This window comes from Methylobacterium sp. 17Sr1-1 (genome assembly GCF_003173775.1).
Classification (GTDB): Bacteria; Pseudomonadota; Alphaproteobacteria; order Rhizobiales; family Beijerinckiaceae; genus Methylobacterium.
The window spans coordinates 4,348,891-4,371,449 of record NZ_CP029552.1; the positions used below are offsets into that span (position 1 = coordinate 4,348,891).

21 protein-coding genes, 1 tRNA gene and 3 pseudogenes are annotated in these 22,559 nt (G+C 71.0%); 14 read left to right on the forward strand and 11 right to left on the reverse strand.

Features of this window, described 5'->3' with window-relative positions:
- Positions 1 to 14: 14 nt before the first annotated feature.
- The 3 genes and pseudogenes from DK412_RS19610 to DK412_RS19620 all read right to left on the reverse strand — a co-directional run.
- Positions 15 to 1,040: a hypothetical protein gene (locus DK412_RS19610; RefSeq protein ID WP_109973310.1), complete on the reverse strand. Its 1,026-nt coding sequence runs from the start codon at positions 1,038 to 1,040 to the stop codon at positions 15 to 17.
- A gap of 13 nt (positions 1,041 to 1,053) precedes the next feature.
- On the reverse strand, positions 1,054 to 2,430 hold the full coding sequence (locus DK412_RS19615) for an MBOAT family O-acyltransferase (RefSeq protein WP_109973311.1): 1,377 nt from the start codon (positions 2,428 to 2,430) through the stop codon (positions 1,054 to 1,056).
- A 458-nt stretch (positions 2,431 to 2,888) separates the two neighbouring features.
- Positions 2,889 to 3,287: pseudogene (locus DK412_RS19620) on the reverse strand (flagellar assembly protein FliX); the annotation flags it as partial.
- 235 nt (positions 3,288 to 3,522) lie between these two features.
- Between DK412_RS19620 and DK412_RS19625 the strand changes: the two are divergent.
- The 3 genes and pseudogenes from DK412_RS19625 (at position 3,523) to DK412_RS19635 (ending at position 5,567) form a co-directional block, all read left to right on the forward strand.
- Positions 3,523 to 4,643, forward strand: a pseudogene (locus tag DK412_RS19625) (flagellar basal body P-ring protein FlgI).
- A 50-nt stretch (positions 4,644 to 4,693) separates the two neighbouring features.
- Positions 4,694 to 5,056: a rod-binding protein gene (locus DK412_RS19630; protein WP_109973313.1), complete on the forward strand. Its 363-nt coding sequence runs from the start codon at positions 4,694 to 4,696 to the stop codon at positions 5,054 to 5,056.
- Entirely contained in the window at positions 5,049 to 5,567 is a 519-nt protein-coding gene (locus DK412_RS19635; RefSeq protein WP_245447102.1) for a hypothetical protein, read from the forward strand. Before DK412_RS19630 ends, DK412_RS19635 begins: the two co-directional genes overlap by 8 nt.
- A 69-nt stretch (positions 5,568 to 5,636) precedes the next feature.
- Here DK412_RS19635 and DK412_RS19640 read toward each other — a convergent pair whose 3' ends face one another.
- Together DK412_RS19640 and DK412_RS31435 are read right to left on the reverse strand one after the other, a co-directional pair.
- Positions 5,637 to 5,987, reverse strand: coding sequence for a porin (locus DK412_RS19640; protein WP_245447104.1), 351 nt, complete (start codon positions 5,985 to 5,987; stop codon positions 5,637 to 5,639).
- A 535-nt stretch (positions 5,988 to 6,522) separates the two neighbouring features.
- Positions 6,523 to 6,978: a zinc-binding dehydrogenase gene (locus tag DK412_RS31435; protein WP_109975384.1), complete on the reverse strand. Its 456-nt coding sequence runs from the start codon at positions 6,976 to 6,978 to the stop codon at positions 6,523 to 6,525.
- Here DK412_RS31435 and DK412_RS19650 point away from each other — a divergent pair.
- Positions 6,947 to 7,204, forward strand: a complete 258-nt coding sequence (locus DK412_RS19650) for a LysR substrate-binding domain-containing protein (RefSeq protein ID WP_204165406.1) — start codon at positions 6,947 to 6,949, stop codon at positions 7,202 to 7,204. The two genes, DK412_RS31435 and DK412_RS19650, sit on opposite strands and share 32 nt — an antisense overlap.
- Before the next feature lie 32 nt (positions 7,205 to 7,236).
- Here the strand turns inward: DK412_RS19650 and DK412_RS19655 are convergent, their stop codons facing one another.
- The 3 genes from DK412_RS19655 to DK412_RS19665 form a co-directional block, all read right to left on the reverse strand.
- On the reverse strand, positions 7,237 to 9,033 hold the full coding sequence (locus DK412_RS19655; protein ID WP_109973315.1) for a flagellin: 1,797 nt from the start codon (positions 9,031 to 9,033) through the stop codon (positions 7,237 to 7,239).
- A 14-nt stretch (positions 9,034 to 9,047) separates the two neighbouring features.
- Positions 9,048 to 10,919: a flagellar hook-associated protein FlgK gene (flgK, locus tag DK412_RS19660; RefSeq protein ID WP_109973316.1), complete on the reverse strand. Its 1,872-nt coding sequence runs from the start codon at positions 10,917 to 10,919 to the stop codon at positions 9,048 to 9,050.
- A 366-nt stretch (positions 10,920 to 11,285) separates the two neighbouring features.
- Complete coding sequence (locus tag DK412_RS19665) at positions 11,286 to 12,659, reverse strand: flagellar hook-basal body complex protein (protein ID WP_109973317.1); 1,374 nt, start codon at positions 12,657 to 12,659, stop codon at positions 11,286 to 11,288.
- 236 nt (positions 12,660 to 12,895) lie between these two features.
- On the opposite strand from DK412_RS19665, the gene DK412_RS19670 reads away from it, so the two are divergent.
- Positions 12,896 to 13,366 carry a BLUF domain-containing protein gene (locus tag DK412_RS19670; RefSeq protein ID WP_109973318.1) on the forward strand — a complete coding sequence of 157 codons (471 nt, stop codon included), beginning with the start codon at positions 12,896 to 12,898 and terminating at the stop codon, positions 13,364 to 13,366.
- A 169-nt stretch (positions 13,367 to 13,535) separates the two neighbouring features.
- Positions 13,536 to 13,988 carry a response regulator gene (locus DK412_RS19675; protein WP_109973319.1) on the forward strand — a complete coding sequence of 151 codons (453 nt, stop codon included), beginning with the start codon at positions 13,536 to 13,538 and terminating at the stop codon, positions 13,986 to 13,988.
- A gap of 46 nt (positions 13,989 to 14,034) precedes the next feature.
- Here DK412_RS19675 and DK412_RS19680 read toward each other — a convergent pair whose 3' ends face one another.
- Positions 14,035 to 15,648: a peptide chain release factor 3 gene (locus tag DK412_RS19680; RefSeq protein ID WP_109973320.1), complete on the reverse strand. Its 1,614-nt coding sequence runs from the start codon at positions 15,646 to 15,648 to the stop codon at positions 14,035 to 14,037.
- 185 nt (positions 15,649 to 15,833) lie between these two features.
- Positions 15,834 to 16,589: an SDR family oxidoreductase gene (locus tag DK412_RS19685; RefSeq protein WP_162596251.1), complete on the reverse strand. Its 756-nt coding sequence runs from the start codon at positions 16,587 to 16,589 to the stop codon at positions 15,834 to 15,836.
- Positions 16,590 to 16,805: 216 nt separating this feature from the next.
- Between DK412_RS19685 and DK412_RS19690 the strand changes: the two genes are divergently transcribed.
- Positions 16,806 to 16,880 (forward strand) — tRNA-Gln (locus DK412_RS19690).
- Positions 16,881 to 17,188: 308 nt separating this feature from the next.
- On the opposite strand, the pseudogene DK412_RS31080 reads toward DK412_RS19690, so the two are convergent.
- A pseudogene (locus tag DK412_RS31080) lies at positions 17,189 to 17,809 on the reverse strand (ISL3 family transposase); the annotation flags it as partial.
- Positions 17,810 to 18,134: 325 nt separating this feature from the next.
- Between DK412_RS31080 and DK412_RS19700 the strand changes: the two are divergent.
- From DK412_RS19700 to DK412_RS19730, 7 genes are read left to right on the forward strand one after another with little or no spacing between them, the layout of a single operon-like run.
- On the forward strand, positions 18,135 to 18,602 hold the full coding sequence (locus tag DK412_RS19700) for a hypothetical protein (RefSeq protein ID WP_109973323.1): 468 nt from the start codon (positions 18,135 to 18,137) through the stop codon (positions 18,600 to 18,602).
- Positions 18,599 to 18,853, forward strand: coding sequence for a monovalent cation/H+ antiporter complex subunit F (locus tag DK412_RS19705; RefSeq protein ID WP_109973324.1), 255 nt, complete (start codon positions 18,599 to 18,601; stop codon positions 18,851 to 18,853). Before DK412_RS19700 ends, DK412_RS19705 begins: the two co-directional genes overlap by 4 nt.
- A complete protein-coding gene (locus tag DK412_RS19710) occupies positions 18,850 to 19,134 on the forward strand; it encodes a monovalent cation/H(+) antiporter subunit G (RefSeq protein ID WP_109973325.1) in 285 nt (94 codons plus the stop codon). Before DK412_RS19705 ends, DK412_RS19710 begins: the two co-directional genes overlap by 4 nt.
- Positions 19,131 to 19,376 carry a hydrogenase subunit MbhD domain-containing protein gene (locus tag DK412_RS19715; protein WP_109973326.1) on the forward strand — a complete coding sequence of 82 codons (246 nt, stop codon included), beginning with the start codon at positions 19,131 to 19,133 and terminating at the stop codon, positions 19,374 to 19,376. Before DK412_RS19710 ends, DK412_RS19715 begins: the two co-directional genes overlap by 4 nt.
- Positions 19,373 to 20,149, forward strand: coding sequence for an MnhB domain-containing protein (locus tag DK412_RS19720; RefSeq protein ID WP_109973327.1), 777 nt, complete (start codon positions 19,373 to 19,375; stop codon positions 20,147 to 20,149). The genes DK412_RS19715 and DK412_RS19720 overlap by 4 nt, the downstream gene beginning before the upstream one ends.
- Positions 20,146 to 20,520, forward strand: a complete 375-nt coding sequence (locus DK412_RS19725) for a sodium:proton antiporter (protein ID WP_109973328.1) — start codon at positions 20,146 to 20,148, stop codon at positions 20,518 to 20,520. The genes DK412_RS19720 and DK412_RS19725 overlap by 4 nt, the downstream gene beginning before the upstream one ends.
- Positions 20,517 to 22,262 (forward strand): proton-conducting transporter membrane subunit, encoded by a 1,746-nt coding sequence (locus DK412_RS19730; protein WP_245447107.1) that lies wholly within the window; start codon positions 20,517 to 20,519, stop codon positions 22,260 to 22,262. Before DK412_RS19725 ends, DK412_RS19730 begins: the two co-directional genes overlap by 4 nt.
- Positions 22,263 to 22,559: the final 297 nt, after the last annotated feature.

The following is a 22,559-nucleotide window of genomic DNA, read 5'->3' on the forward strand; positions in this document are numbered from 1 at the left end:
CTGCTGCAAACGTGTCACGGTCGTGGAGCATCTGTACCGGTCGCCCCCGCCTCCCGCAGGGCGGCAACGATGTCGGCCTCGATGCGGCGGGCGAGGGGCTGGCGGTAGTGGCTGGCATCGAAGAACAGGGTGGAATCGTGCAGCTCGGGCCGGTCGCCGGACCAGTCGACGACGCGGCCCCGCGGGGCGACGGCGCCGGCGAGCGCGGCGCGGCAGGCGGCCTCCGCCGCGGCCCGGGCCGTGCCGGGCCGGGCCTTCGTCGCCGCGAAGACCGGCGGGAAGACCAGGACGAGCGCCGTGTCCGCGCCTAAGCGCCCCGCCAGGGCGCGCAGGGCGGCCGCCGCCGGGAAGCCGGGCCCGCCCTCCCCCGGATCGGGATCGGCCGGGGCCGGCTTCGCGCGGGAGGCGACCCGCGCCGGCATGTCGGGATCGCCGAGGGCGAGGTAGTCCGGCTCGTAGTCCCAGTAGCCGTCCGGCGCGGCCCGGCGCGGCGTGGTCCGCAGGGCCCAACTGAGGCGGTTGACGACCTCGCCGACGACGCGCACCCGCAGGAGGCCGCGCAGGTAGCTCGCCCAGTCCTCGGCGAGGAGCCAGGCCGGGAAGGGCCGCTGCATCGGCAGGGCCGGATCGCCGGTGCACCAGAACGAATCGGCCCCGATCACCAGGGCCCGCGCCCGCGGATGGTGGCGCAGGAAGTAGTCGGCGATGAGCAACTGCTCGCCCGGGCCGGTGCCCGGCACCGCGAGCTGGACGAACGGGAGGCCGGTGGCCTCGCGCAGGTTCGCCGGCTTGATCAGCTGGATGTGGGAGTTGCCGATGATCGCCGCCGCGAAGGCGGGGTCGCGCCCGCGGCTCGCCGTTGCGGTGCGGGGCCCCTGCGGGCGCACGCCGTCGCGGTCGACGAGCCGGGGCCGGCCGGTGTCGTAGGGATCGACCGCGAGCGCCAGCCCGAGGTACCCGAGGAGGAGAAGCACGGCCGCGACGACGAGGCGGACGGAGAAGCCGCGCCACGCGGCCTCGGCGGGAGGGTCAGCGCGCATCGGATCGGCCCCCTCAGAACTGGAAGTAGATGAACTCGTAATTGGCGTCGTCGCCGATGCGCAGCAGCACCGCCACGAGGAGCACCGCGAAGGCGAGGGCCAGGGCCGGCCGCGGCGGCAGCCGGTGGACCGCCGCCCAGGCGGTCGGCCCGACGAGCGCCACCAGGGCGGCGGGCACGAAGGCGCGCCACTTGAAGCCGTGGCCGACCGGTGCGAGGCCGAACAGCCCCTTGAACACCGCGACCGCCGCCTCGAAGCTGGTGGCGCGAAACAGCACCCAGGTCAGCGCCACGAAGGCGAAGGTGAGGGCCCAGCCGAGCAGCGCCGGCATCGGCAACCCGGCCCGGCGCCACAGGGTGCCGGCCGCGAGGCCGGCGCCGTGCGCCGCCCCCCAGGCGACGAAGGTGAGGCCGGCGCCGTGCCACAGGCCGCCGAGCGTCATCGTGGCGAACAGCGCGGCGATCTGGACGGAAACCCCCCGGCGGTTGCCGCCGAACGGGATGTAGAGGTAGTCGCGCAGGAAGCGCGACAGGGTCATGTGCCAGCGCCGCCAGAATTCCCGCAGGGAGGTGGCGCGGTAGGGCACGTCGAAGTTCTGCGGCAGCACGATCCCGAACAGCAGCGCGAGACCCAGCGCCATGTCGGTGTAGCCGGAGAAATCGAAGTAGATCTGGAACGTGAAGGCGAGCGTGCCCTGCCAGGCCTCCGCCACGCTCACGACCTTGCCGGCGCTGGCCGCCTCGAAGACCGGGTTGGCGTAGGCGGCGAGCGGATCGCCGAGGAAGACCTTCTTGGCGAGGCCGATGCAGAGCAGCATCAGCCCGCGCCCGATCCGCTCGGCGGCGTCGGGGCGGGCATAGGGCTTCTCGTCGAACTGGTGGAGGATCTCGCTCCAGCGCACCAGCGGCCCGGCGAGCACCTGCGGGAAGAACGCGATGTAGAGGGCGTAGCGCGTCAGATCTATCTGCGGCGCCCGGCCGGCGCGCAGGTCGGTCAGGTACATCACGTGATGGAAGGTGAAGAACGAGATGCCGAGCGGCAGGGCGAGGCTCGGCCGGGCTAAATCGTGCAGCCCCGGCAGGAGCGCCGCGAGGCCGGCGAGGAACCCCGCATACTTGAACAGGGCCAGCACCGCGAGGTTCGCCGCGATGGCGAGCGGGATCAGCAGGGCGGCGCGACTCTTCGCAAACCAGCGCGCGACGAGCCAGTTCAGCCCGATCGAGGCCACCAGCAGGGGCACGAAGCGCGGGTCCCACCAGCCGTAGAACACGAGCGACAGGACGACCAGCAGCGGCAGCCGCCAGCCCGGCCGGTGCAGGGCCACGACGGCGTGGAGGATGAGCGCGACCGGCAGGAAGCCGAGGAGGAACGGGAAGGAGTTGAACAGCATCGCGGCCGGGGTGACGCGGATCTTCTGGGTGACGCGGATCTCGCGGCGACATCAAGGCGCCGGTCTTGAGCGGGCGCCGTTGTGGGGGAGCGGCGTTGAGGCGTCAACGGCCGGGCGCCGCCCCTTCCGCCAGGCGCGCCTTGGCGGCGGTCACCAGGAAGCCGGACCGCGTCTCGCCGCAGGCGCGAACTCATAACGATGGCCTCGCACCTTACCAGCCTCTCCCCCTTTCCCGGACGACTGCAACGAAGTGGAAGGAGATCCGGGATCCAGCACAAGACATCGCGAAGCGTCCGTGTGCCTGCAACCGTGCAGCATGCAGAGCCGCTTCGCGGCACTTCTCACGCTGGATCCCGGATCTCCTTCCGCTGACGCTTCAGTCGTCCGGGAAAGGGGGTGGCGTGTAACCCCTCGCACGCCGAACAACTGAAAGAGGGCCGATCACCCCCCGCCATCCCGAGCTTCGCCAGCTCGACCTGCGCCCGCAATTCGATCTGGCCGATCAGGTCGTCGAGGCGGGGATCGCCGGTGGTGCCGTTGCGCTCGGCGAGGCGGCCGGCGATGGCCTGCAGCTCGCTCGCGGCGACGCGGCCGCCGAGCAGGGCGGCCTTGAGGCGGTCGAGGGAATCGAGGAGGTCGTGGCCGCGCTTCGTCGCCCGGCGGCGACGGTCGGCGGCGATCTCGTCCTGGCCCTGGAGGGTCAGGATGGCGCTGAGATTCGCGAGCGGCATCGCGCTGCCGGCGCTGGTCGGTCCCCGCGCGCCCTCCGTCCCGAGGGTGAACACGCCGCCTGCCGGCAGGGTGCGCGAGCCGGCCCCCGACAGGGGGGTGGCCGCGAGGCGGGTGTCGACGCGCATGGGATCGGGTCCGGGTCACGAAGGTTCGCTTCTGTCCCGCAAACCTCGCCCCGGTATGGTGAATGCGCCGTAAACGGGGCGGCAGATCTTGCCGCGAGGCGAAAACGACCGGGCCCGGAACGCCCGCCACCGGCGAGCGCGAGAAACGGATCGGTAACCTTACCAGAGACTTACGGGTGGTCCGGGGGCTGGCACGCTCCTGGCAATCCGATTCCACGAGTTTCGGGACCCCGTCATGCGCTTTCGCCTCCTCGTCCTCGCCTGTCTTTCCTGCCTTCTGCCCGTCCTCCTCCTGACGGCCGGCCCCGCCCTCGCCCTGTCGCGGGTGAAGGACCTCGCCAGCGTCGAGGGCATGCGGAGCAACCAGCTCATCGGCTACGGCATCGTGGTCGGGCTCAACGGCACCGGCGACACGCTCAACAACGCGCCCTTCACCAAGCAATCGGTGCAGGCGATGCTGGAGCGGCTCGGCGTCAACACGCGGGGCGCCACCATGCGCACCGCCAACCTCGCCGCCGTGATGGTGACGGCGAACCTCCCCCCTTCGCGGCGCAGGGCACGCGGATCGACGTCACGGTGTCCTCGCTCGGCGACGCCAAGTCGCTCCAGGGCGGCACGCTGCTGGTCACGCCGCTGCTGGCCGCCGACGGCGAGGCCTACGCGGTGGCGCAAGGGTCGCTGGCCATCGCGGGCTTCCAGGCCGAGGGCGACGCGGCCAAGATCACCCGCGGCGTGCCGACCAACGGGCGCATCGCCAACGGGGCGGTGATCGAGCGCGAGATCGCCTTCAAGCTCAACGAGCAGAAGTGCCTGCGCCTGTCGCTGCGCAACCCCGACTTCACCACCTCGAAGCGGATCGCCGCGGCGATCAACGACTTCATGGGTGCCGACACCGCCGAGCCGACCGACCCCTCCACCGTCACCCTCCAGGTGCCGGCGCGCTACCAGGGCAACATGATCCGGCTGCTCACCGAGGTCGAGCAGCTGAAGGTCGAGCCCGACCAGACCGCCCGGGTGGTGATCGACGAGCGCTCCGGCATCATCGTGATGGGCCGCGACGTGCGGGTCTCCACCGTGGCGGTGGCGCAGGGCAATCTCACCGTCACCATCACCGAGCAGCCGCAGGTGAGCCAGCCGGCGCCGTTCTCCAACGGCGAGACCGTGGTGGTGCCGCGCACCGCCCTCAAGGTCGATGCCGGCGAGAAGAACAAGCTCGCCCTGGTCAAGGAGGGCGTGACCCTGCGCGAGCTGGTGGACGGGCTCAATGCGCTGGGCATCGGCCCGCGCGACCTGATCTCGATCCTCCAGGCGATCAAGACCGCCGGCGCGCTGCAAGCCGACATCGAAGTGATGTGACACCGCACCTTCCCCCGCTTCCCCCATCCGACTCCGAGGACTGAACGCCGATGCTTCCCCTCGCTCCCCTCGCGGCCTCCGCCGGAATGGCGGTCGGCCAGGCCCTCGCCGGGGCCGCCGCCTCCGGCCTGTCGGCGCTCACCGGCAACGCCACGGCGCCCACCGGCGACAAGACCAAGATCCAGAAGACCGCCAAGGACTTCGAGGCGATGTTCCTGGAGCAGAGCCTCGACGTGCTCAACCGCTCGCAGGGCACCGACGGGCCGCTCGGCGAGAACGGCACCGGCGGCGGCGTCTACCGCTCGATGCTCAACAAGGAATACGCCCAGTCGATCGTGAAGAGCGGCGGCATCGGCATCGGCGACCAGGTGATGCGCGAGATGCTGCGGCTCCAGGGGGGCGCCAATGGCTGAGGCCGTCCGCCCCGCCCCGGTCGCGGATGCCGCCGCCGCCGAGCGCCTCGTCGCCGAGACGCTGACCACCATGCGCGAACTCGAGACCCTGCTCGGGCGCGAGAGCGACCACATCCGGGTCGGGCGCCTCGCCGAGGGCTTGGCCGAGGCGTCGCAGAAGACGGCGCTCGCCGGCGCCTACCTCCAGGGCCTGCAGGCGGTGAAGGCGAATGCCGTGGCGCTCGCCCGCTTCGCGCCCGACGGGGTCGCGGCGCTCCGCGAGGCGCATGGCCGGTTCTCGGAGACTGTCGCGGCCAACCAGGCGGTGCTGGCGACCGCCCGGGCGATCTCGGAGGGCTTGCTGCGCAACCTCTCGACGGAGTTGACCCGCAACGCCGAGCCCAAGGGTTATGGGTCCGGCTACGGCAGCCGCCCGGCCCCTCCCCCTACGGCCACCGCCGCAGCGCGCCGCTGGTGCTGTCGCGCAGCCTGTAGAGCATCTTCCGACGAGGTGGATACCGGTTCGTCGTAGACAATGCGGCACAATCAAAGAGCCAGAGAGCTTCGCGATTGCAACGCAATCGTGAAGTGCTCTAGCGGGTCAGTGGCCGGTGCCGAGGCGGATATAGGCCCGGGCCGGGCCGTACTCGGTCTGCGTCCGGGTATCGATCGCGACCCGGCCGGAGGCGCTGACCACGCCGCGCGCCGCCCCGTCGAGCCCCGCGCCGGGGCGGGCCTGAACCGGCGTCCCGGCCTCGGCCCGCACCCGGCCGCTGATCCGCATGCACGGACCGCCGGGGACGACCCGGGTGAAGCCGGGCCCCTCGTGCGGACAGGCCTCGGGCGCCCTGGCGATGGGGAGGTCGCGCACGTCGAGCGCGTGGGCCGGCAGGGCCGCCAGGGAAGCCGCGAACAAGGCGACGGCCGCGAGGATCATCGATGTCGTGCGCATGAGCCGCTCTTCCCGTTCGGGGTGGAGGGAAGCATGGCGAGCGGTCGCGCGCCAGGGCACGGGGGACACGCTCGCGGCGAGACTTTTACAGGTTGACCACAGCGCCTGTCCCACCCGCGACCTCATCCTGAGGTGCGTAGCGAAGCGAAGCCGCGGAGGCTTCCAGAAGTCTCAGCGCTCAACCGGAGCCCTCCTTCGGGGCCGCTACGCGGTACCTCAGGATGAGGGTGTGCGCCAACCGGCGCCGGAGATGCCGCATTCGCCGATCCTCACGGATCTGGCGCGGATCAGGGGCCGGGCGGAGGGAGTTTGACTGTGTGGTTGAGACCGAAACTTCACCGGTCCGACTGCCATGTACCGGCTTCCGACCCACGGCGACCTCTCGCAAGGCCTGCTTCACGTCTATTTGCAGAGACCAATCTGTAATTGCGAAAAATAAAACATTATATTCCGTAGATCGAAGCCACGTTGATCAATTATATTGTCCGTATGCATGACATCATCGATATCAGTTCCACATCGAGAATTCTCCTCGCTATACAAGATTTGTTCCGCCGTCCGGGATCAGGACGATCTTGCCCGCGAAGCTGCGATCCTCCAGCAACTGGTGCGCTTCGGCACCTTGGCTGAGCGGAAAGGCGGTGATCGCCGGGACGGTGATCGTGCCTGCGCGAAGGGCGGAGAACAGCCGGTCGACGCGGCTCTGTCGGCTCTCCGGACCGTTCAGATACGTCCACAGATCACCACCGACGACGCCCTTGGACTCCTCCATCAGCCGCAGTGGATCGATCGCGGGCGGCGTCCCGCCCGCCTTGCCGAAGATCACCACTCTCCCGCCGGGACGCAACGCGGCGAGGCTGTCGTGGATGGTCGTGCCGATCGAGCGTAGATCACATCGACGCCCGTGCCGGTCGCCTGCCGCACCTGCGCCACCCAGCGGCCCCGACGGCGACCATCGGGTGCCGCTGCCGCCGCCCCGCCTGCGGATCAACCACGCGGCCGCCCTCCGGCAGGCGGCGGTCGCCGGCTACGGCATCATCCTGCAAGCCGCCGTGACGCTGGATACCGATCTCGCCGCCGGTCGCCTGTGCCGCGTGCTCCCGGACCATGCGCCGGAGCCGCGCCCGCTGACGCTCGTGCGCCTTCCCGACCGCCGTATGACGGCTGGCTTGCGGGCGTTCGTCGACATGGCGGTTGCGGCGTTCAGCGACGAGTGAAACGAGGGAGAGCACCCGGCGCTGATCAGGCCTTACAAATAACTCGTCAACGTCAACTTCGACAGCATCGACGTCGCCTGGTAGCTCGCCTGCAACTGCGTCTGCAGCGTCAAAAGCTTCGTCGCCGCCTCCTCGGTCGAGACCGATTCGACGCCGTCCACGGTCTTCTGCAGCACGGCCTTGGTGGCCTTGTTCTGGCTCGTCTGGGTGTCGATCTGGGCCGAGGCGAGGCTCAGCTCCGAGGCGATGCCCTGGACCGAGGGCTGACCGTCGGCGGGCTTGAGCAGGGTCTGCACCCGGCCCGAATAGGCGTCGAAGCGGGCGCTGTCGGTGTCGGTCTCGTCGAACGGCGTGGTGGCCAGCACCGCGAGGCCGCTCAGCGTGCCGCGGAAAGCGGATTCGTTGGCCTGGACGCCGATCGCCACCGACCGGTCGCCGGAGACCGGCACGGTCGCGGTCCGGCGCGGATCGGCGGAGGTGTCGTCGCCCTTGTACCAGATCAGGGTGCGGCCGCTCGGATCGGCGACGTAGCCGGTGGCGTTGCCGGATGCGTCCGTCGCGACCCGGCGCGGGCTCAGGCCCGGCGAGGACGAGCCGGAAAAGAAGTCGCTCGCCGCCCGCGAGGCGGAACTCGCCGCGAGGTCGGTCCTGGCGCTGGCGTCGAGCGCGGTGGCGAGCGCCGCCTTGAGGTTGGCGGCGGTGTCGTCCGGGCTCGCGCCGATCGCGAAGGTGCCGGTGGCCTTGCCGTCCGCGGACGCCTTCAGGCTGATCGTCTGGCTGGTGCCGTCGCGCAAGCCCACGGTGATCTGCACGCTGTCGCCGGCCTGGAGCCCCGCCCCGACCGTCACGGTCGCGGAGGCCGGAATGCCGCCGGACAGGGCCGCGCCCGCACCCGGCGGGTTCGCGCTCTGTACGCCGGTGACGGTCTTGGCCCCCAAAGCCGCGGTGAGGTTCTGCGCGCTCGCCGACGCGTCGGCCCCGATCGTGAAGGTGCCGTCGCCGCCGCTGCCCGCCGCCCGGGCGGTGAGATCGACGAAGCCCTGGCTGCCGTCCGGGTTCTGGACGCTCACCCGCACGATGTCGCCGTCCCTCGGCTGGCTGGCGAAGGACAGCGTGGCGGTAACCGGCGCCCCGTCCTGGACCGTGACCGCGAGGCCGGCCGGGTTCGAGCTGACGGCCCTGGCGATCGTGAAGCCGAAATTCGCCCGCACGCCGGGTGACTGGCTCTCCGACAGGCTCACGCTCGCGCCCGAACCCGCGAGGTCGAGCCGCCCGGTCGTCGGGGTACTGGCGCCGAGATCGGCGGCCTGGCGTTCGGCGATCACCGTGCGCACGCCGTCGAGGCCCGACGCCGGATCGCCATCGAGGATGCGGGAGGCTGACTCCACCGGCGCCCGGTCGGTGACCCGGCCGCCGAGGATGTACTGGCCGCCGGTGCTCTGGTTGAGGGCGTCGAGGGCGCCGCCGAGCTGGCCGGCCGCGTCCTGCTGCAGGGTCGAGCGGGCGGTGGTGCCGGCGCCGGTGCGGGCGCTGACGAGGCTTTCCCAGGCCGAGGAACCGAGGGTCGCGATCTGCTGCACGCTGGCGGAGGCCAGGGCCACCCGGGTCGCGCCGGTGCCGGCCGCCGCGATGTAGCCGTCGAGCGCGCTGATCTGGGCGTGGGCCGACAGGCTCTGGGTGCGCCCGGTGCCGAGGCCGCCATAGGTCTCGGCGTTGCGGCCGCTGCCGATCTGGTTCGACAGCGTGCCGAGCGTCGTCTTCATCGCGACGAGGCGCTGGGTGTTGAGGTCGGCGGCGGCGGTACCGGCCGCGAAGGGGGCGATCGTCATCGCGGTCGGTCTTTCTAGATCCGGAGCAGGGTGTCGAGCATGTCGCGGGCGGCGGTCAGCACCCGCGCATTGGCGCTGTAGGCGGTCTGGAGCTGGATCAGCCGGGACATCTCCTCGTCCACGCTGACGCCGGATTCCTTGGAGAACCGGCTCTGGGCCGAGGACAGGGCGATCTGCTGGCCCTCGTCGAGCTGCTGCGCCTCGGCGCTGGCCGCGCCGCGGGCATCGACGACCGACTGGGCGAAGCCCACGACCGTGGCGACCCGCGGGGCGCTCACGCCGCCGATGCCGCTTGCCGCCGAGAACGTCCGGGTGCCGCTCGTCAGCGCGTCGACGAGGGCCTGCGGCCTCGCGGTGTCGCCGGAGCCCGTGGCGCCGGAGTAATCCACCAGGGTGGAGGAATCGGCGGCGACCGCCGGGTTGACGGCGAGGCGCTGGGCGAAGCCCGTGAGGTGCGAGCCGCCCTCGAACGAGCCGGTGAACACGCCGTTGCCGGCCCCGGCATCGACGAACAGCGCGAGCTGGCCGCTGCCGGTCTTCGTGTCGGACGCGCTCCTCGGCACCGTGACCGAGGCGCCGGCGCCGGTGAGCGCGAGGCTCGCGGGATCCGACAGGATCCGCACCGCGCCGGCGGCGCCGCCGGGCGTGGCCGTGACGGTGAAGCCGCTGCCGAGCACCGCGCCGATCTTGTCGGCGAAGGTCGAGGATCCGCCCGAGATGTCGACCGGCACCACGAGGGCGGTCGGGTCGTCGGTGAGCGCCGGATCGATCGGATCGGGCGCCGCGCCGTACGTCGGCATCAGGATCAGGTTGCGGGAGACCCCCGCGGCGTTGCGCACGCCGAGCGTCACGGCGTTGCCGGCCTGGAGCCCGGTGAGATCGATGTCGAAGCCGGTGAGCCCGTTGTCGGACGCGGCTTTGCCGGTTACCGGGCGGTCGCTGAGCGCCCGCGACAGGCCGGAGGCGAGGTCGTCGAGCTGGCGCTGCGCCTGGACCAGGGTGTCGTCGCGCAACGAGACCGCGGCGGCGATCGAGCCGGAGCGGATCGCGCCGGTGGCGACGAGGTCGATCTTGGCGCCCGCCGGCGTCGTCGCCGTCACGGTGCCGACGCCGCGGGTGCTGGAATCGGCCGAGAACTGCGCCTGCGCACTCAACGTCCCGCGGCCGTCGAAGGACAGGCTCGCCGCGGCCGTATGGTCGACGAGCGTCGCGCCCGAGGCGGTGAGCAGGGTGACCGAGCCGTCGCGCTGGTCGCTCACCTGCACGTCGAGATATTGCGACAGCGTGTTGATCGCCTGGTCGCGCTGGTCGAGGAGGTCGGCGGTGCCGGGATCGCTCGTCGAGGCGCCGGCGATCTTGCCGTTGAGGCCGGCGACCTGCGACAGGAGCGCGCTCGCCGCGGCGACGTCGCCGCCGAGCTGCGATTCGAGGCCGGTGCGCAGGTCCTGCACGCCCTGCGCGATCCCGGAGATCGTGGTGGCGACGGTCCGGGCGCCGCTCACGGCGGTCGCCCGCGAGGCGGCGGAGGTCGGGTCGCTCGTCAGCGCCTGGAGCGACTGCGTGAAGCTGTTCATCACCCCGTCGAGGGCGGAGCTGCTGCCCGGGGTGCCGTAGAGCGCGTCCAGCTGGCCCTGCACCTTGGCCGACAGCCCGGTATAGGACGCCCCCGCGGTCTCGAGCCGCAATTGCTTGAGCGAGACCGCGTCGAGGGTGCGGCTGATCGTGCCGGTGGCGACGCCGGAATTGCCGAGCGTCGAGACGGGCGTGAGGACGCGCTTGACGTAGCCGGCGGTGCCGGAATTGGCGACGTTCTGCGACACGAGGCCGATCGCCGCCTGCGTCACCTGCAGTCCGGCGGTCGAGGTGTTGAGGGCGTTGAGCGACATCGGTCGATATTCCGGCTGGGAAGGTGAGAGCCGGGTCGCGCCGCCGCGCCCCGTTTTGGGGCTGGCTCGCGCGGGCCGGCATCTCGCGGGCGGGCCGGAACCGGCCGGGCCGCCTTTTGCGGCCGAACGGGTCCGGGGCGGCGGAGCACGAGGGCCCGCCGCGAGGCGGACCCGCATCGGCACGCCGATGCGCTTCCGCCCGGATTGCTGTCGTGCCCGCCGCCTTTTGCCGCGAACCCGACGATCTCACTTCGCGAAACCTACCTTTTGTAGTATTCGCCAAAGTGACTAACGGTCCGTTGCAATCGAAGCGACGAAACCGATAAATTGAAGCATGACCCCAAGGCCATGCGACGAGACGCTGCCCTAGCGGATGACGTTGATCAGGTCGGACATCATCTGTTGGGCGGTCGACATCACCCGGGTGTTGGCCGAGTAGGCCTGCTGGGTGACGATGAGCTTGGAGAACTCGCCGGCCGTGTCGGTGTTCGACTGCTCGACGTTGCCGCCGATGATCGTGGTGCCGGACAGCCCGGTCAGCGGCTCGCCGGATTCCGCCGTCTGGGCGTAGTTGCCGCCCGAGACCGCCTTGAGGGCGTTGGGCGCGTTGAACCGCGCCACCCCGACCTGCGCCAGCGCCACGCTGCTGCCGTTGGAATAGGTGCCGGTGAGCTTGCCGTCGCTCGTCACCGCGAGCGAGTTGAGGGTGCCGGCGGCGTACCCGTTCTGCTGCAGGGTGTTGGTGGTGACCTGGCCGGTCGACGAGCCGTACTGGGTCAGGCCGCCGGTGCCGAAGTTCAGCGCTACCGCCCCGAGATTGGTCCCGTTCACCGTCACGTCGGGGATGCTGAGGCTGGTCCCGGTCGGCGCGGTGAGCTGGCCGCTGCCGTTGAAGGTGAAGGCGGTGCCGACGTTCTGCCAGGTTCCCGCGGTGCTGCCGGTGGCGGTCTGGTTGGCGTAGTACAGGTTCCAGGTGTCGCCGGTGCCGGCCGTCGCGTCGGCATTCGCGACCTTGGCCCAGCGCATCTGCACGCTCACCGGGGTGCCGGTGCCCGAATAGGCCGTGAGCTCGCCGCCCGCGACGCTGGAATTGACGAAGGCGGCCGAGTCGGACGCCGCGACCGTCGGGGCCGTCGTCGCGGTGCCGCTGAGCACCCGGGGATCGCCGCCCGGCAGCGTGGCGAGGAGCGACGAGCCCGAGGTGGTGGTCGGAGTGCTCGGCAGGTTCGCCGCGTAGGCGATGCTGGTCGTCGGCTTCGCCGCCAGGGTCGCGTCGGAGACCTTGATCGGCCCGGTGCCGGTCGATTGCCCGGTCGCCGGGTCGAGGCTCTGACCGGTGAGATAGGCGCCGGCGCCGTTGACGAGGTAGCCGTCGCGGTCGACCGAGAAGTCGCCGCGGCGGGTGTAGAGGTTGGTGCCCGAGAAGGTCGGCGTGCCGCCGCCGTTGCTCCCGGCGGTCTGGACCGTGAAGAAGCCGTCGCCGCTGAGCGCCATGTTGGTGGAGACGCCGGTGGCCGCCACGCCGCCCTGCAGGCTGTTGGTCAGCTGCGAGAAGGCGGCGACGCCGCCGGCGGCCTGCTGCTTGGCCGGCTGCTCGGTCAGCATGTCGACGAAGTCGGTGTCGATCCGCTTGTAGCCGACGGTCTGCGAGTTCGCGATGTTGCCCGAGATGTTCTCGAGGCTGAAGGCCTGGGCCTTGAGGCCCGAGACCGAGGTCTGCAGCGCGCTGAAAACGTCCATCTTCCCCAGCTCTCCGGAAATCCCGTCAGGATCACTCGGAGGGAGGATCCGCAAGCCGTGTGCCAAGGCCCAAGCCCTTGATTTTACTGGAGGCTATGGACCCCGCGCGGCAAAACCCGCCGGGTGCCGTCGGTCCCTTGCGGCAAAATCTGCCGTGGGATGCGAGGGGTCGTGTTTACGCGCTGTTGAAGCTCTTGCCCTTAGCTGCCCTTCTGGACCGCGATGGGACCAGGGACATGCGCACGAGCAAGCGAAGCAGCCTCATTCACCTGATCTACTTCTCGCGCGCCCAGCTCTCCGCCGAGCCGCGCGAGCGTGCGCGCCAGGTCACCGACATCGCCCGGCACGCGCAGAAGAAGAACGAGTTCTCGGTCATCACCAGCATCCTGATCGTCGATCAGGGCTACTTCATCCAGATCCTCGAAGGGGAGCGGATGTCGGTGCAGGAGACGTTCCAGCGGATCGGCGGGGATATCCGCCACCGCGACGTGCACATCGTCGAGTGGCGCGAGATCGCCAAGCGCGAGTTCGTGACCTCGTTCGCCTACGTGCTGCGCACGCCGGCCAACGACGCCCTGTTCCAGAAGGCCAACCTGGCGCCGATGCTCCAGCGCGGCACCCCGAAGGCGAGCACGATCCACGCCCTCGCTCAGGCCCTCCAGGCCGACACCATGGCCAAGCAGGGTATCGACCATCTGTTCGTCTGAGCGGCCCGCGCCGGGCTTCGAGGAGCCACTCGCGTCGTCCGCTCAGGTTCTTGTTTCGTCGCAGGCCATACCGCGAAGCCGGCCACCGATCTTCGCGAGGCGCCTGTCAGGGGGCCGCCGGGAGCCCCCGGTGATCCGTCATGAAACCTCATTCCGCTGGCTGGTTCCGATGAGCGAAGCACCTCCGATCCTGATCGTCGACGACCAGGTCAAACTCGTCCGCCTGGTGACCGAACTGATGAGCCGCCTCGGCTTCCCGGAAGTCGACGGCGTGGTCGACGGAACGCAGGCGCTCGAGCAGCTGCGGACCAAGCGCTACGGCCTGGTGATCTCCGACCTCGAGATGGAGCCGATGGACGGGATCCAGCTCCTGCGCGAGATCCGGGCCGACGATCAGCTGATGAACATGCCGTTCATCCTCACCGAGACCTCGTTCAGCTTCGAGGACATCAACGTCGCCCACCTCGCCGGGGCCGACGCCTTCATCCTCAAGCCGTTCGACCTGTCGCTGTTGAAGACGAAGCTGAAGCAGGTGCTCAACGGCCGGCCGCGCAAGCGCGAGACGCCGGTGGGCCCGATCTCGAGCCTCAACGTCGACTTCCCGCTGCTCGGCAAGCTCTGAAGACCCCCGGCGCCGCCCCTGCCACGGGGCGGGCCCCGGGCGGGCCTCAGGCCCGCCGCTTCTGGTAGTCCTTGACGTCGGTGAAGCGGATCGCGGGCGCCCGCTCCTCCTCGTAGCGCAGCGAGAAGCCGGTGGTCGCCATGTAGACCGGTGCCCCGTCGAGGTCGCTCGCCATCGACGAGCCGTGCGAGCCGATGAACTTGTCGAGCTCGGCCTGGTCCTCCGCCTCGATCCAGCGGCAGATGGTGAAGCGGGTCGGCTCGTAATCGATCGGCAGGCCGTACTCGGCCTGGAGCCGCTCCTTGAGCACGTCGAGCTGCAGCGCGCCGACGACGCCGACGATCGCGCCCGAGCCGTCCTGCGGCAGGAAGAGCTGCACCACCCCCTCCTCGGCCATCTGCTGCAGCGCCTCGCGCAGCTTCTTGGCCTTCATCGCGTCGGTGAGCTTGATCCGGCGCAGGATCTCGGGGGCGAAGCTCGGCACGCCGCGGAAGAGCAACTCCTCGCCCTCGGTCAGCGTGTCGCCGATGCGCAAAGTCCCGTGGTTGGGGATGCCGACCACGTCGCCCGCATAGGCCTCGTCGGCGATGGCCCGGTCCTGGGCGAAGAAGAATTGCGGCGCCGAGAGCGAGATCGGCTTGCCGGTGCGCACCAGCCGCGCCTTCATGCCGCGGCTGAGCTTGCCGGAGCAGACCCGCATGAAGGCGATGCGGTCGCGGTGGTTCGGATCCATGTTCGCCTGGATCTTGAACACGAAGCCGGTCATCTTCGGCTCGGTCGGCGAGACGGCGCGGATGTCGGCGTCCTGGCCGCGCGGCGGCGGCGCCACCTCGGCGAGCCCGTCGATCAGGTCGCGCACGCCGAAATTGCGCAAGGCGCTGCCGAAGAAGACCGGGGTCAGGTGGCCCTCGCGAAACGCCTCGAGGTCGAACGGCTTGCAGCCGCCTTCCGCCAGCTCCGCCTCCTCGCGCCAGGTCGCGGCGTCGCCGGCCTCCGGCAGCAGGGTGTCGAAGAGCGGGTCGTCGAGACCGGACACCGGCACCGTGCCGGCATCGTCCGCCGCGTCGAGCCGGCGGACCCGGCGGCGCAGCAGGTCGTAGGTGCCGGCGAAGCTCCGGCCGCGCCCGATCGGCCAGGTGACGGGTGCGACGTCGAGGGCCAGCGTCTTCTCGATCTCGTCGAGGAGGTCGAAGGGATCGCGGGATTCCCGGTCGAGCTTGTTGACGAAGGTGACGATCGGGATGTCGCGCAGGCGGCAGACCTCGAACAGCTTGCGGGTGCGCGCCTCGATGCCCTTGGCCGCGTCGATCACCATCACGGCGGAATCGACCGCGGTCAGCGTCCGGTAGGTGTCCTCCGAGAAGTCCTCGTGGCCCGGCGTGTCGAGCAGGTTGAAGACGCAGTCGCCGTACTCGAAGGTCATCACCGAGGTGACGACCGAGATGCCGCGCTCCTTCTCGATGCCCATCCAGTCCGAGCGGGTCGAGACGCGGTTGCGCTTGGCCTTGACCTCGCCGGCGAGCTGGATCGCGCCGCCGAACAGCAGCAGCTTCTCGGTCAGCGTGGTCTTGCCGGCATCCGGGTGCGAGATGATCGCGAAGGTGCGGCGCCGGGCGACCGGATCGGCGGGGGCGCGCGAGGCGTCTGTCTGCATCAGCATGGGAGGTGTCTGGCCCGGACCCGGGTTTGCCGTCTCGGGTCCGTCGGGCCCGGTCGTCGGTGAGGAGGTGAATCCCCGATATGGGGAGGCGCGGGCGCCGCGTCAGCGTCCACGCCGCCTCTCTACCCCAAGCCGGCGCCGGAGGGCCAGAGGCCCCGGGCGTCCCGAGGGAAGCCCTGCCCGCGTCAGCCGCGGCCGATGAACGGCATCTTGGTCGCCATCACGGTCATGAACTGCACGTTGGCGTCGAGCGGCAGGCTCGCCATGTAGACCACCGCGTCGGCGACGTGCTTGGCGTCCATCGTCGGCTCGGGGCGGGTCGAACCGTCGGGCTGGGGCACGCCGGCCTGCATGCGCACGGTCATGTCGGTGGCGGCGTTGCCGATATCGACCTGGCCGCAGGCGATGTCGTGGGCGCGCCCGTCGAGGGAGGTCGAGCGGGTCAGCCCGGTGATCGCGTGCTTGGTGGCGGTGTAGGGCGCCGAGAACGGCCGCGGCACGTGGGCCGAGATCGAGCCGTTGTTGATGATGCGCCCGCCGCGCGGCTGCTGCTTCTTCATCAGCCGGAACGCGCCCTGGGTGCACAGGAAGGCGCCGGTGAGGTTGGTGTCGACGACCGCCTTCCAGGTCGCGACGGGCAGTTCGTCGAGCTCGACCGGCGGCGCGCCGATGCCGGCATTGTTGAACAGCACATCGAGGCGGCCGAACGTCTCCTCGACGCGGGCGAACAGCGCGCCCACCGAGGCCTCGTCGCCGATATCGGTCGGCTGGGCGAGCGCGCGCCGGCCCTTGGCCTCGATCTTGGCGGCGACCGCCTGCAGCGGCTCGGGACGGCGCCCCGACAGGACCACGTCGTAGCCGGCATCCGCCAGCCCGAGCGCCACCGCGCGGCCCACCCCCGAACCGGCCCCGGTCACCAGCGCGACCTTCTGCGTGCTCATCGGCCCTCTCCTCCCCTTGTCGGTGATCGTTGCGGCGCTTCGCGCCGTCCGGTCCTTGACGGCTGCGGCGTTCCGCACCGTTCGCAGGGCTCGGCATACACGAGCCCGAAAGCCCCTCCAACCGCCGCCCGCGCCCCGCACACGCAATGCCCCGCACACGCAACGCCCCGGTTGCCAGCACCGCCCCACCCGGCTATGGAAGCGCCAGCCGCGCGTTGGGGCGTCGCCAAGCGGTAAGGCAGCGGTTTTTGGTACCGCCATTCCCAGGTTCGAATCCTGGCGCCCCAGCCACCTTTTCATCTAACCCATTCAGAACGCTCACGATCTCGCGCAGGCGCCCTGCGGAGTGAGCCCGCTGCTACACAGGCCGCCCGCCCGGGCGGCGAGGGAGCGGAGTGGGGTCCAACGCCAACGTCGTCCTTAGGGGACGAATATTCCATTTTCGGCGCCGCGTGCCGGACACGCTCAGACCGAGGCCGCGCCTGCAGGAACTGGTGCGCAGCCTTGCGACCACCGACCTTCGTGCTGCCAAGGCGAGAGCCTGTCGGGTGGGATTGCCCCGGATGGTTCTTGCTCATTTTGCGTGGATCAGGCGTCCAGAGCAGGTGCCAGCGATCGGCGACCTGCTGCGCCTGGGGAGCGCAGAGGCTTGCACCTCGGGCATACTCGGTCGAACGATCCCGGGCGACGAGTTCGACGCCGGAGTGGCGTTCGAGCCATCCGGCCAGCGTGGGCGCGCTGCGATCCAGGAGGTCGATCACGCGCTGACGGTCGAGGTCGACGACGATCGTACCGTAGCGGCTGCCCTTGCGGATCGCCCAGTCGTCGATCCCGACCCGGATGGGAGCCGGCGCGTCGGGCATCGGCAGGCGGGTGACGAGCCGCAGCACGGTCCCGCGGCTGGCCGGCATGTGGAGGTGCGCGAGGAGACGCGCGCCGCCTGCACAGCCGCAGGCGAGGCCGACCCTGGCCGGCGCCTCGCCAAGCCGCCGCGTGCGCCGGGCGCGCGGCGCGAGGAGGGTCAGGGGCGTCTCGGCGAAGGTCCGCCGTTGGCAGTCCGGGTTGAGGCAGTCGAACCGCCGCACCTCGATGCGCAGCGTGGCCCGCGAGGCCGACAGCGCCAGGTCGGCGGGATGGCGCTGGTCGCGGCTATGGACGGACCGGCTCGCACGCCCGCATTCGGGGCAGCGGCCGCTGGCTGCGTCCAGCCGCAACGGAATGACGAGGTGATCCTCATGCTGCTCGACGAACCGCGCGACACGGCACTCGGGGCTGGCGAGGGGGGGACATCCATGTTCTCCGCGACGGGGAGAGCGGGCCTGCCCATCGGCGGCCCGGGTCAATCCACCGCTATCCACGCAGAATGAGCAAGAACCGAAACGGGGCAATCCCAGAGTGGGGACCGGCTCTGGGGCAACCTCCCCTCCTCGCAGGTGCTGCCCCTCAACCAGCTCGCACCGCTGGCGACATTCGTCCGGCACGAGCCAACGAACGCGAGAGCTTCGAAGGCGTTAAACCCCCAACCGACACCGGATCCGTCCGACGATGCTCCGCAGCACCCTCGCCTGGCTCGGCACGCTCGCCCTCTATCTCCTGCTCGCCGGCGAAGCCAGCACCCACGAAATCGCGACCGGGATCGTCGTAGCGAGCCTTGTGACGGCGTGGGCCGGGCGGATCCGCACCGGCGCGAAGCGGCACTTTCGCTTCTCGCGCGCCCACCTCGCCCCTTGGGGCCGGGCGCTCTGGGGCCTGGGGCCCGCGACCCTGCGCACCGGCGCCGCGCTGACGCGGGTCATTCTCGTCGGCACCCATTTGGGTCACGCCCACCGCCGGCCGTTCCGGCGCGGGCCGGAGGACGAGCCGGCCGAGCGGGCCAGGCGGGCCGGGGCCCTGCTCCTCGCCTCGCTCGCGCCCGACAGCTTCGTGCTGCGCGCCGATCCCGGCCGCGACGAGGCGCTGATCCACGCACTCGGCGAGACGCCCCCGCCGGCCGATCCGCTGTGGCTGGCATGACGGAGCTCTGGCTCGCCGCCGCGCTGGCGCTTCTGCCGCCCCTCGGCCTCGCGGTCGCGGCAGCGGCCCGTGGCGCCCTCGCCTTCCGCCTCGTTGCGGTGCAGCTCGCCACCTCGGTCGCGCTACTGCTCCTCGTCGTGATGAGCTTCGCCCTCGACCAGCCGGCCGCGATCGACCTCGGGCTCGTCCTCACGGTACTGACGCTTCCTGGCACCCTGCTCTTCGCCATGTTCCAGGAGCGTTGGCTGTGAGCGCCCTCGTCGGGCTCTGCCTCGCCCTCGCGGTGCTTGCTGCCTGGATCTCCGCCCTGGCGCTCTGGCGGCTCACGACCCCCCTGGAGCGCCTGCATGCCGTCACCTTCGTCAACGTCGCCGGGGGTGCGGCCCTCGTCCTGGCCGCCTGGCTGACCGACGGGCTCTCGCCGCGAGCGTTGAAATGCACCGTGATCTGGCTGGCGACGCTCCTCGTCGGCGCAGTCCTCTCGCACGTCACCGGCCACGCGCTGCACATCCGCGACGGGGAGCGGCGATGAGCGGGCTCGTCGCCGGCCTCCTGATCCTCGCGGCCCTCTCGGGCGGGCTCGTGGTGATCACCCGCGACCCCAGGCGGCAGGTCTACGCGCTCGCCGGCAACGGCCTCGTCCTCGGGCTGCTGTTCCTCGCGCTGCAGGCACCCGACGTCGCCCTGTCGGAGATCGCCGTCGGTACGGCGGTGACGCCGTTCCTGTTCCTGGTCGCGCTTGCCGCCATCGCCACGGACCGGGTCGGGCGATGAGCGTGCGGCTTCGCCTCGTCATCCTCTGCCTTGCCCTCCTGGCGCTGGCCCCGGCCGTGATCCACGTCGCCCTCGCCCTGCCGGGCTTAGGCGCCCCTACCTCGCCCTACGGGCAGGCGGTGAATGCCCTGCTGCCGGAGCTGCGCCACGTCACCAACATGGTGGCGGCGGTCAATTTCGACGTGCGCGGCATCGATACCCTGGGCGAGGAATGCATGCTGCTCTGCGCCGTGACCGGCGCGACGGTGCTCCTGCGCGGCGCCCGCGGCGAGAGCGGGGCCGAGCGGGCGGGCCACGTGCCCGGGCGCCCGGTGATCCCGCGCGCCGACGCGACGGTGCTCGCCTGCCGGATCACCGCGACGCTCACCCTGCTGCTGGGCCTCTCCGTCGCGCTCCACGGCATGACGACGCCGGGCGGCGGCTTCCAGGGCGGGGTGATCATCGCCTCAAGCCTGCTCCTCCTCTATCTCGGCGAAGGCTACGCGGTGTGGCGGGCGCTGGTGCGCGGGCCGGTGCTCGCCCTGCTCGAGGGCGGCGGCGCGCTGCTCTACGTGCTGGCAGCGGCCGTGCCGCTCGTCATGGGCCGACCGGCCCTGGAGAACATCCTGCCCTTCGGCACCCTCAAGGACCTCTATTCCGGTGGGCTGATGATCGTGGTCAACGCCGCGGTCGCCCTGTCGGTGACCGGCAGCTTCGGGCTCCTGCTCCTCGAATTCATGGAGGAGACCCGCGCGCCCGACCACGATCCCGTGCCCGACGAGGAAGGCCGATGAGCGCATTGCCCTGGTTCGTGGCCGCCTGGCTGTTCGGGATCGGGCTCTACGGCCTTGCCACCTCGCGCCATGCCGTGCACCTCGTCGGGTGCCTCACCGTGTGCCAGTCGGCGACCTACGTGCTGCTCCTCGGCCTCGGCTTCGTGAACGGCGCCGGGCCGCCGATCTTCTACGATCATCCCCCCGGGACGCCGGCGGTCGACCCGATCGTGCAGGCGCTGGTGCTCACCGACATCGTGGTCGGCGCCGCGGTGTCGGCGCTGCTGCTGGCCATCGCCGTCCAGGTGCAGAAGCGCCGCCACACCCTCGATCCGCAGGCCCTGCGCCCCCTGCGCCCGCCCGCATCCACGCCCGAGCGGTCCAGCCGGTGAATCCCGACGCCGCCCTCCCCGCCGCGGTGCTGCTGCCCCTCGGTATCGCGACGCTGATGCTCGGCCTCGCCCATTGGCTGCCGCCGCGCCTGCCGAAGGTCGTGGCGATCCTGACCGCGCTCGCCGTCTCCGCCCTCTGCACCTGGCTCGCGCGCCACAGCCTCGATGGACCGGTGCGACACTGGTTCGGCGGCTGGACGCCCGACGCTGCGCAACGCCCGGGCGTGGTGCTCGGCATCGGCTTCCAGGCCGATCCGGCGAGCGCCGCCCTCGCGGCCTTCTGCGGCCTGCTATTTGCCGCCACCTTCGTCTTCGCCTGGGGCTACTTCGACGCCGAGCACGCGCATTTCCAGGTGCTGATGCTGCTCTTCCTCGCCGCGATGGTCGGCTTCTGCCTTACGCGCGACCTGTTCAACCTGTTCGTCTGGTTCGAGCTGATGAGCGTCGCGGCCTTCGCGCTCACCGCCTACCCGCTTGGCCGCAGCGCGCTCGAGGGCGCCTTCAACTTCACGATCACCAATGCGCTCGCGAGCTTCCTGATGCTTGCGGGAACAGGGCTGCTCTACGCCCGCACCGGCACCCTCGACTTCGCCGCCATGAGCCGGATCGTCGCCGGGATCGGCGGCGATCCGGTCGTCACCGGCGGGTTCGTGCTGGTGGCCAGCGCCCTTCTCACCAAGGCGGCGATCCTGCCGTTCCACCTCTGGCTCGCCGACGCCCATGCGGTCGCGCCGAGCCCGGTCTCGGTGATCTTCTCAGGCGCGATGGTGAGCCTCGGCCTGTTCGGCCTTGCCAAGCTGGTGGCGCAGGTCTTTGCCGGCAATCCCACTGTCATGGGGCTGGTGCACGACCTGATGCTGTGGCTCGGTCTGGCCACCGCGCTCATCGCCGGCCTGACGGCCTTCGCCCAGCGCCACCTCAAGCGGCTGCTCGCCTTCTCGACCATCGCGCATCTCGGCATCATGCTGACGGCGCTCGCGGCCGATACGGGCACGACGATCGCGGGCCTGCTGCTGTATGTGGTCGGGCACGGCCTGGTGAAGGGCGCGCTGTTCATGGTGGCGGGCACGCTCCTCGCCCTGCGGCAATCGGCCGACGAGATCGTGCTGTATGGCCGGGGCCGGGGCCTGTGGCCGCCGGCCCTGGCGATGGCGCTCGGCGGCCTCCTCCTCGGTGGGCTGCCGCTCGGGCTGATGCACGGCGCGACCGGGCTGATGGAGCACGGGGCCGGCCCGCTCGTCACCGCCGGCACGACGCTGGCCACCGCGCTCACCGGCGCCGCTGTGCTGCGCGCCACCGCCCGGATCTTCCTGCGCGCCAGCGGCGTGCCCGGGCCGGAGCTCCTCGCCCCGACCGAGCGCGAGCGCGAGAAGCCCGACCGCCCGCTCTGGCTGATGGCCCTGCCGGCGCTCACCCTCGTGGCGCTGGCGCTCACGCCCTACGATGCCGCGGCGCCGTTCCTCGGCGCCGCGGCGGCACGCCTCGCCGATCCGGCAGCGCCGCCCCTGGTGCTGCCGCCGGCCGAACTCGGCAATCTCGCGCCGATCGGCCTGACGCTCGGCTTCCTGGCCCTCGCCCTCGCGCGTCGCCGCGCGGTGTCACGGGCGATGCGGCGGCTCACCGGGGTGGAACGGGCGGGCTTCCGGGGGCTGCAGGCCCTGCATAGCGGGCTGGTGGGCGATTACGTGACCTGGATGGCGGTGGGTCTGGCGCTGTTCGCGGTGGCTTGCGCGCTGGCTTGAGTGCCTCACGAACCGCCCCTCGGGCCGTCACCGTCGCCTCGATCTGCGCCGGACCAACCATCGAGCCGTAGGACGCGAACTGAGCCTCGCCGAAAGCTGAGGCTGCCGGCGCATGCCCGGCTTGCGGGTCCGGCAGGCCCATGCGCCCGGAGAACCGCGATTCTCCTGCGGAGACGTGGCTTCGGGGCCACGGCGCGGTCCCTCGATCCAGGCGACGGAACCATAATACCCAGACTGAGTATATTGCTACGGATGCGGCGCGAACACCGCCTGGCGGATCGGGGAGCGAGACTGCAA

Excerpts from the sequence above, each read along its gene's own strand:
- DK412_RS19610 (WP_109973310.1), bottom strand. The coding sequence starts at position 1,040 with ATGCGCGCTGACCCTCCCGCCGAGGCCGCGTGGCGCGGCTTCTCCGTC.
- DK412_RS19615 (WP_109973311.1), bottom strand. The coding sequence starts at position 2,430 with ATGCTGTTCAACTCCTTCCCGTTCCTCCTCGGCTTCCTGCCGGTCGCG.
- DK412_RS19630 (WP_109973313.1), top strand. The coding sequence starts at position 4,694 with ATGCTTCCCCTCGCTCCCCTCGCGGCCTCCGCCGGAATGGCGGTCGGC.
- DK412_RS19635 (WP_245447102.1), top strand. The coding sequence starts at position 5,049 with ATGGCTGAGGCCGTCCGCCCCGCCCCGGTCGCGGATGCCGCCGCCGCC.
- DK412_RS19640 (WP_245447104.1), bottom strand. The coding sequence starts at position 5,987 with ATGCGCACGACATCGATGATCCTCGCGGCCGTCGCCTTGTTCGCGGCT.
- DK412_RS19655 (WP_109973315.1), bottom strand. The coding sequence starts at position 9,033 with ATGACGATCGCCCCCTTCGCGGCCGGTACCGCCGCCGCCGACCTCAAC.
- flgK (WP_109973316.1), bottom strand. The coding sequence starts at position 10,919 with ATGTCGCTCAACGCCCTCAACACCTCGACCGCCGGACTGCAGGTGACG.
- DK412_RS19665 (WP_109973317.1), bottom strand. The coding sequence starts at position 12,659 with ATGGACGTTTTCAGCGCGCTGCAGACCTCGGTCTCGGGCCTCAAGGCC.
- DK412_RS19670 (WP_109973318.1), top strand. The coding sequence starts at position 12,896 with ATGCGCACGAGCAAGCGAAGCAGCCTCATTCACCTGATCTACTTCTCG.
- DK412_RS19675 (WP_109973319.1), top strand. The coding sequence starts at position 13,536 with ATGAGCGAAGCACCTCCGATCCTGATCGTCGACGACCAGGTCAAACTC.
- DK412_RS19680 (WP_109973320.1), bottom strand. The coding sequence starts at position 15,648 with ATGCTGATGCAGACAGACGCCTCGCGCGCCCCCGCCGATCCGGTCGCC.
- DK412_RS19685 (WP_162596251.1), bottom strand. The coding sequence starts at position 16,589 with ATGAGCACGCAGAAGGTCGCGCTGGTGACCGGGGCCGGTTCGGGGGTG.
- DK412_RS19700 (WP_109973323.1), top strand. The coding sequence starts at position 18,135 with ATGCTCCGCAGCACCCTCGCCTGGCTCGGCACGCTCGCCCTCTATCTC.
- DK412_RS19705 (WP_109973324.1), top strand. The coding sequence starts at position 18,599 with ATGACGGAGCTCTGGCTCGCCGCCGCGCTGGCGCTTCTGCCGCCCCTC.
- DK412_RS19715 (WP_109973326.1), top strand. The coding sequence starts at position 19,131 with ATGAGCGGGCTCGTCGCCGGCCTCCTGATCCTCGCGGCCCTCTCGGGC.
- DK412_RS19720 (WP_109973327.1), top strand. The coding sequence starts at position 19,373 with ATGAGCGTGCGGCTTCGCCTCGTCATCCTCTGCCTTGCCCTCCTGGCG.
- DK412_RS19725 (WP_109973328.1), top strand. The coding sequence starts at position 20,146 with ATGAGCGCATTGCCCTGGTTCGTGGCCGCCTGGCTGTTCGGGATCGGG.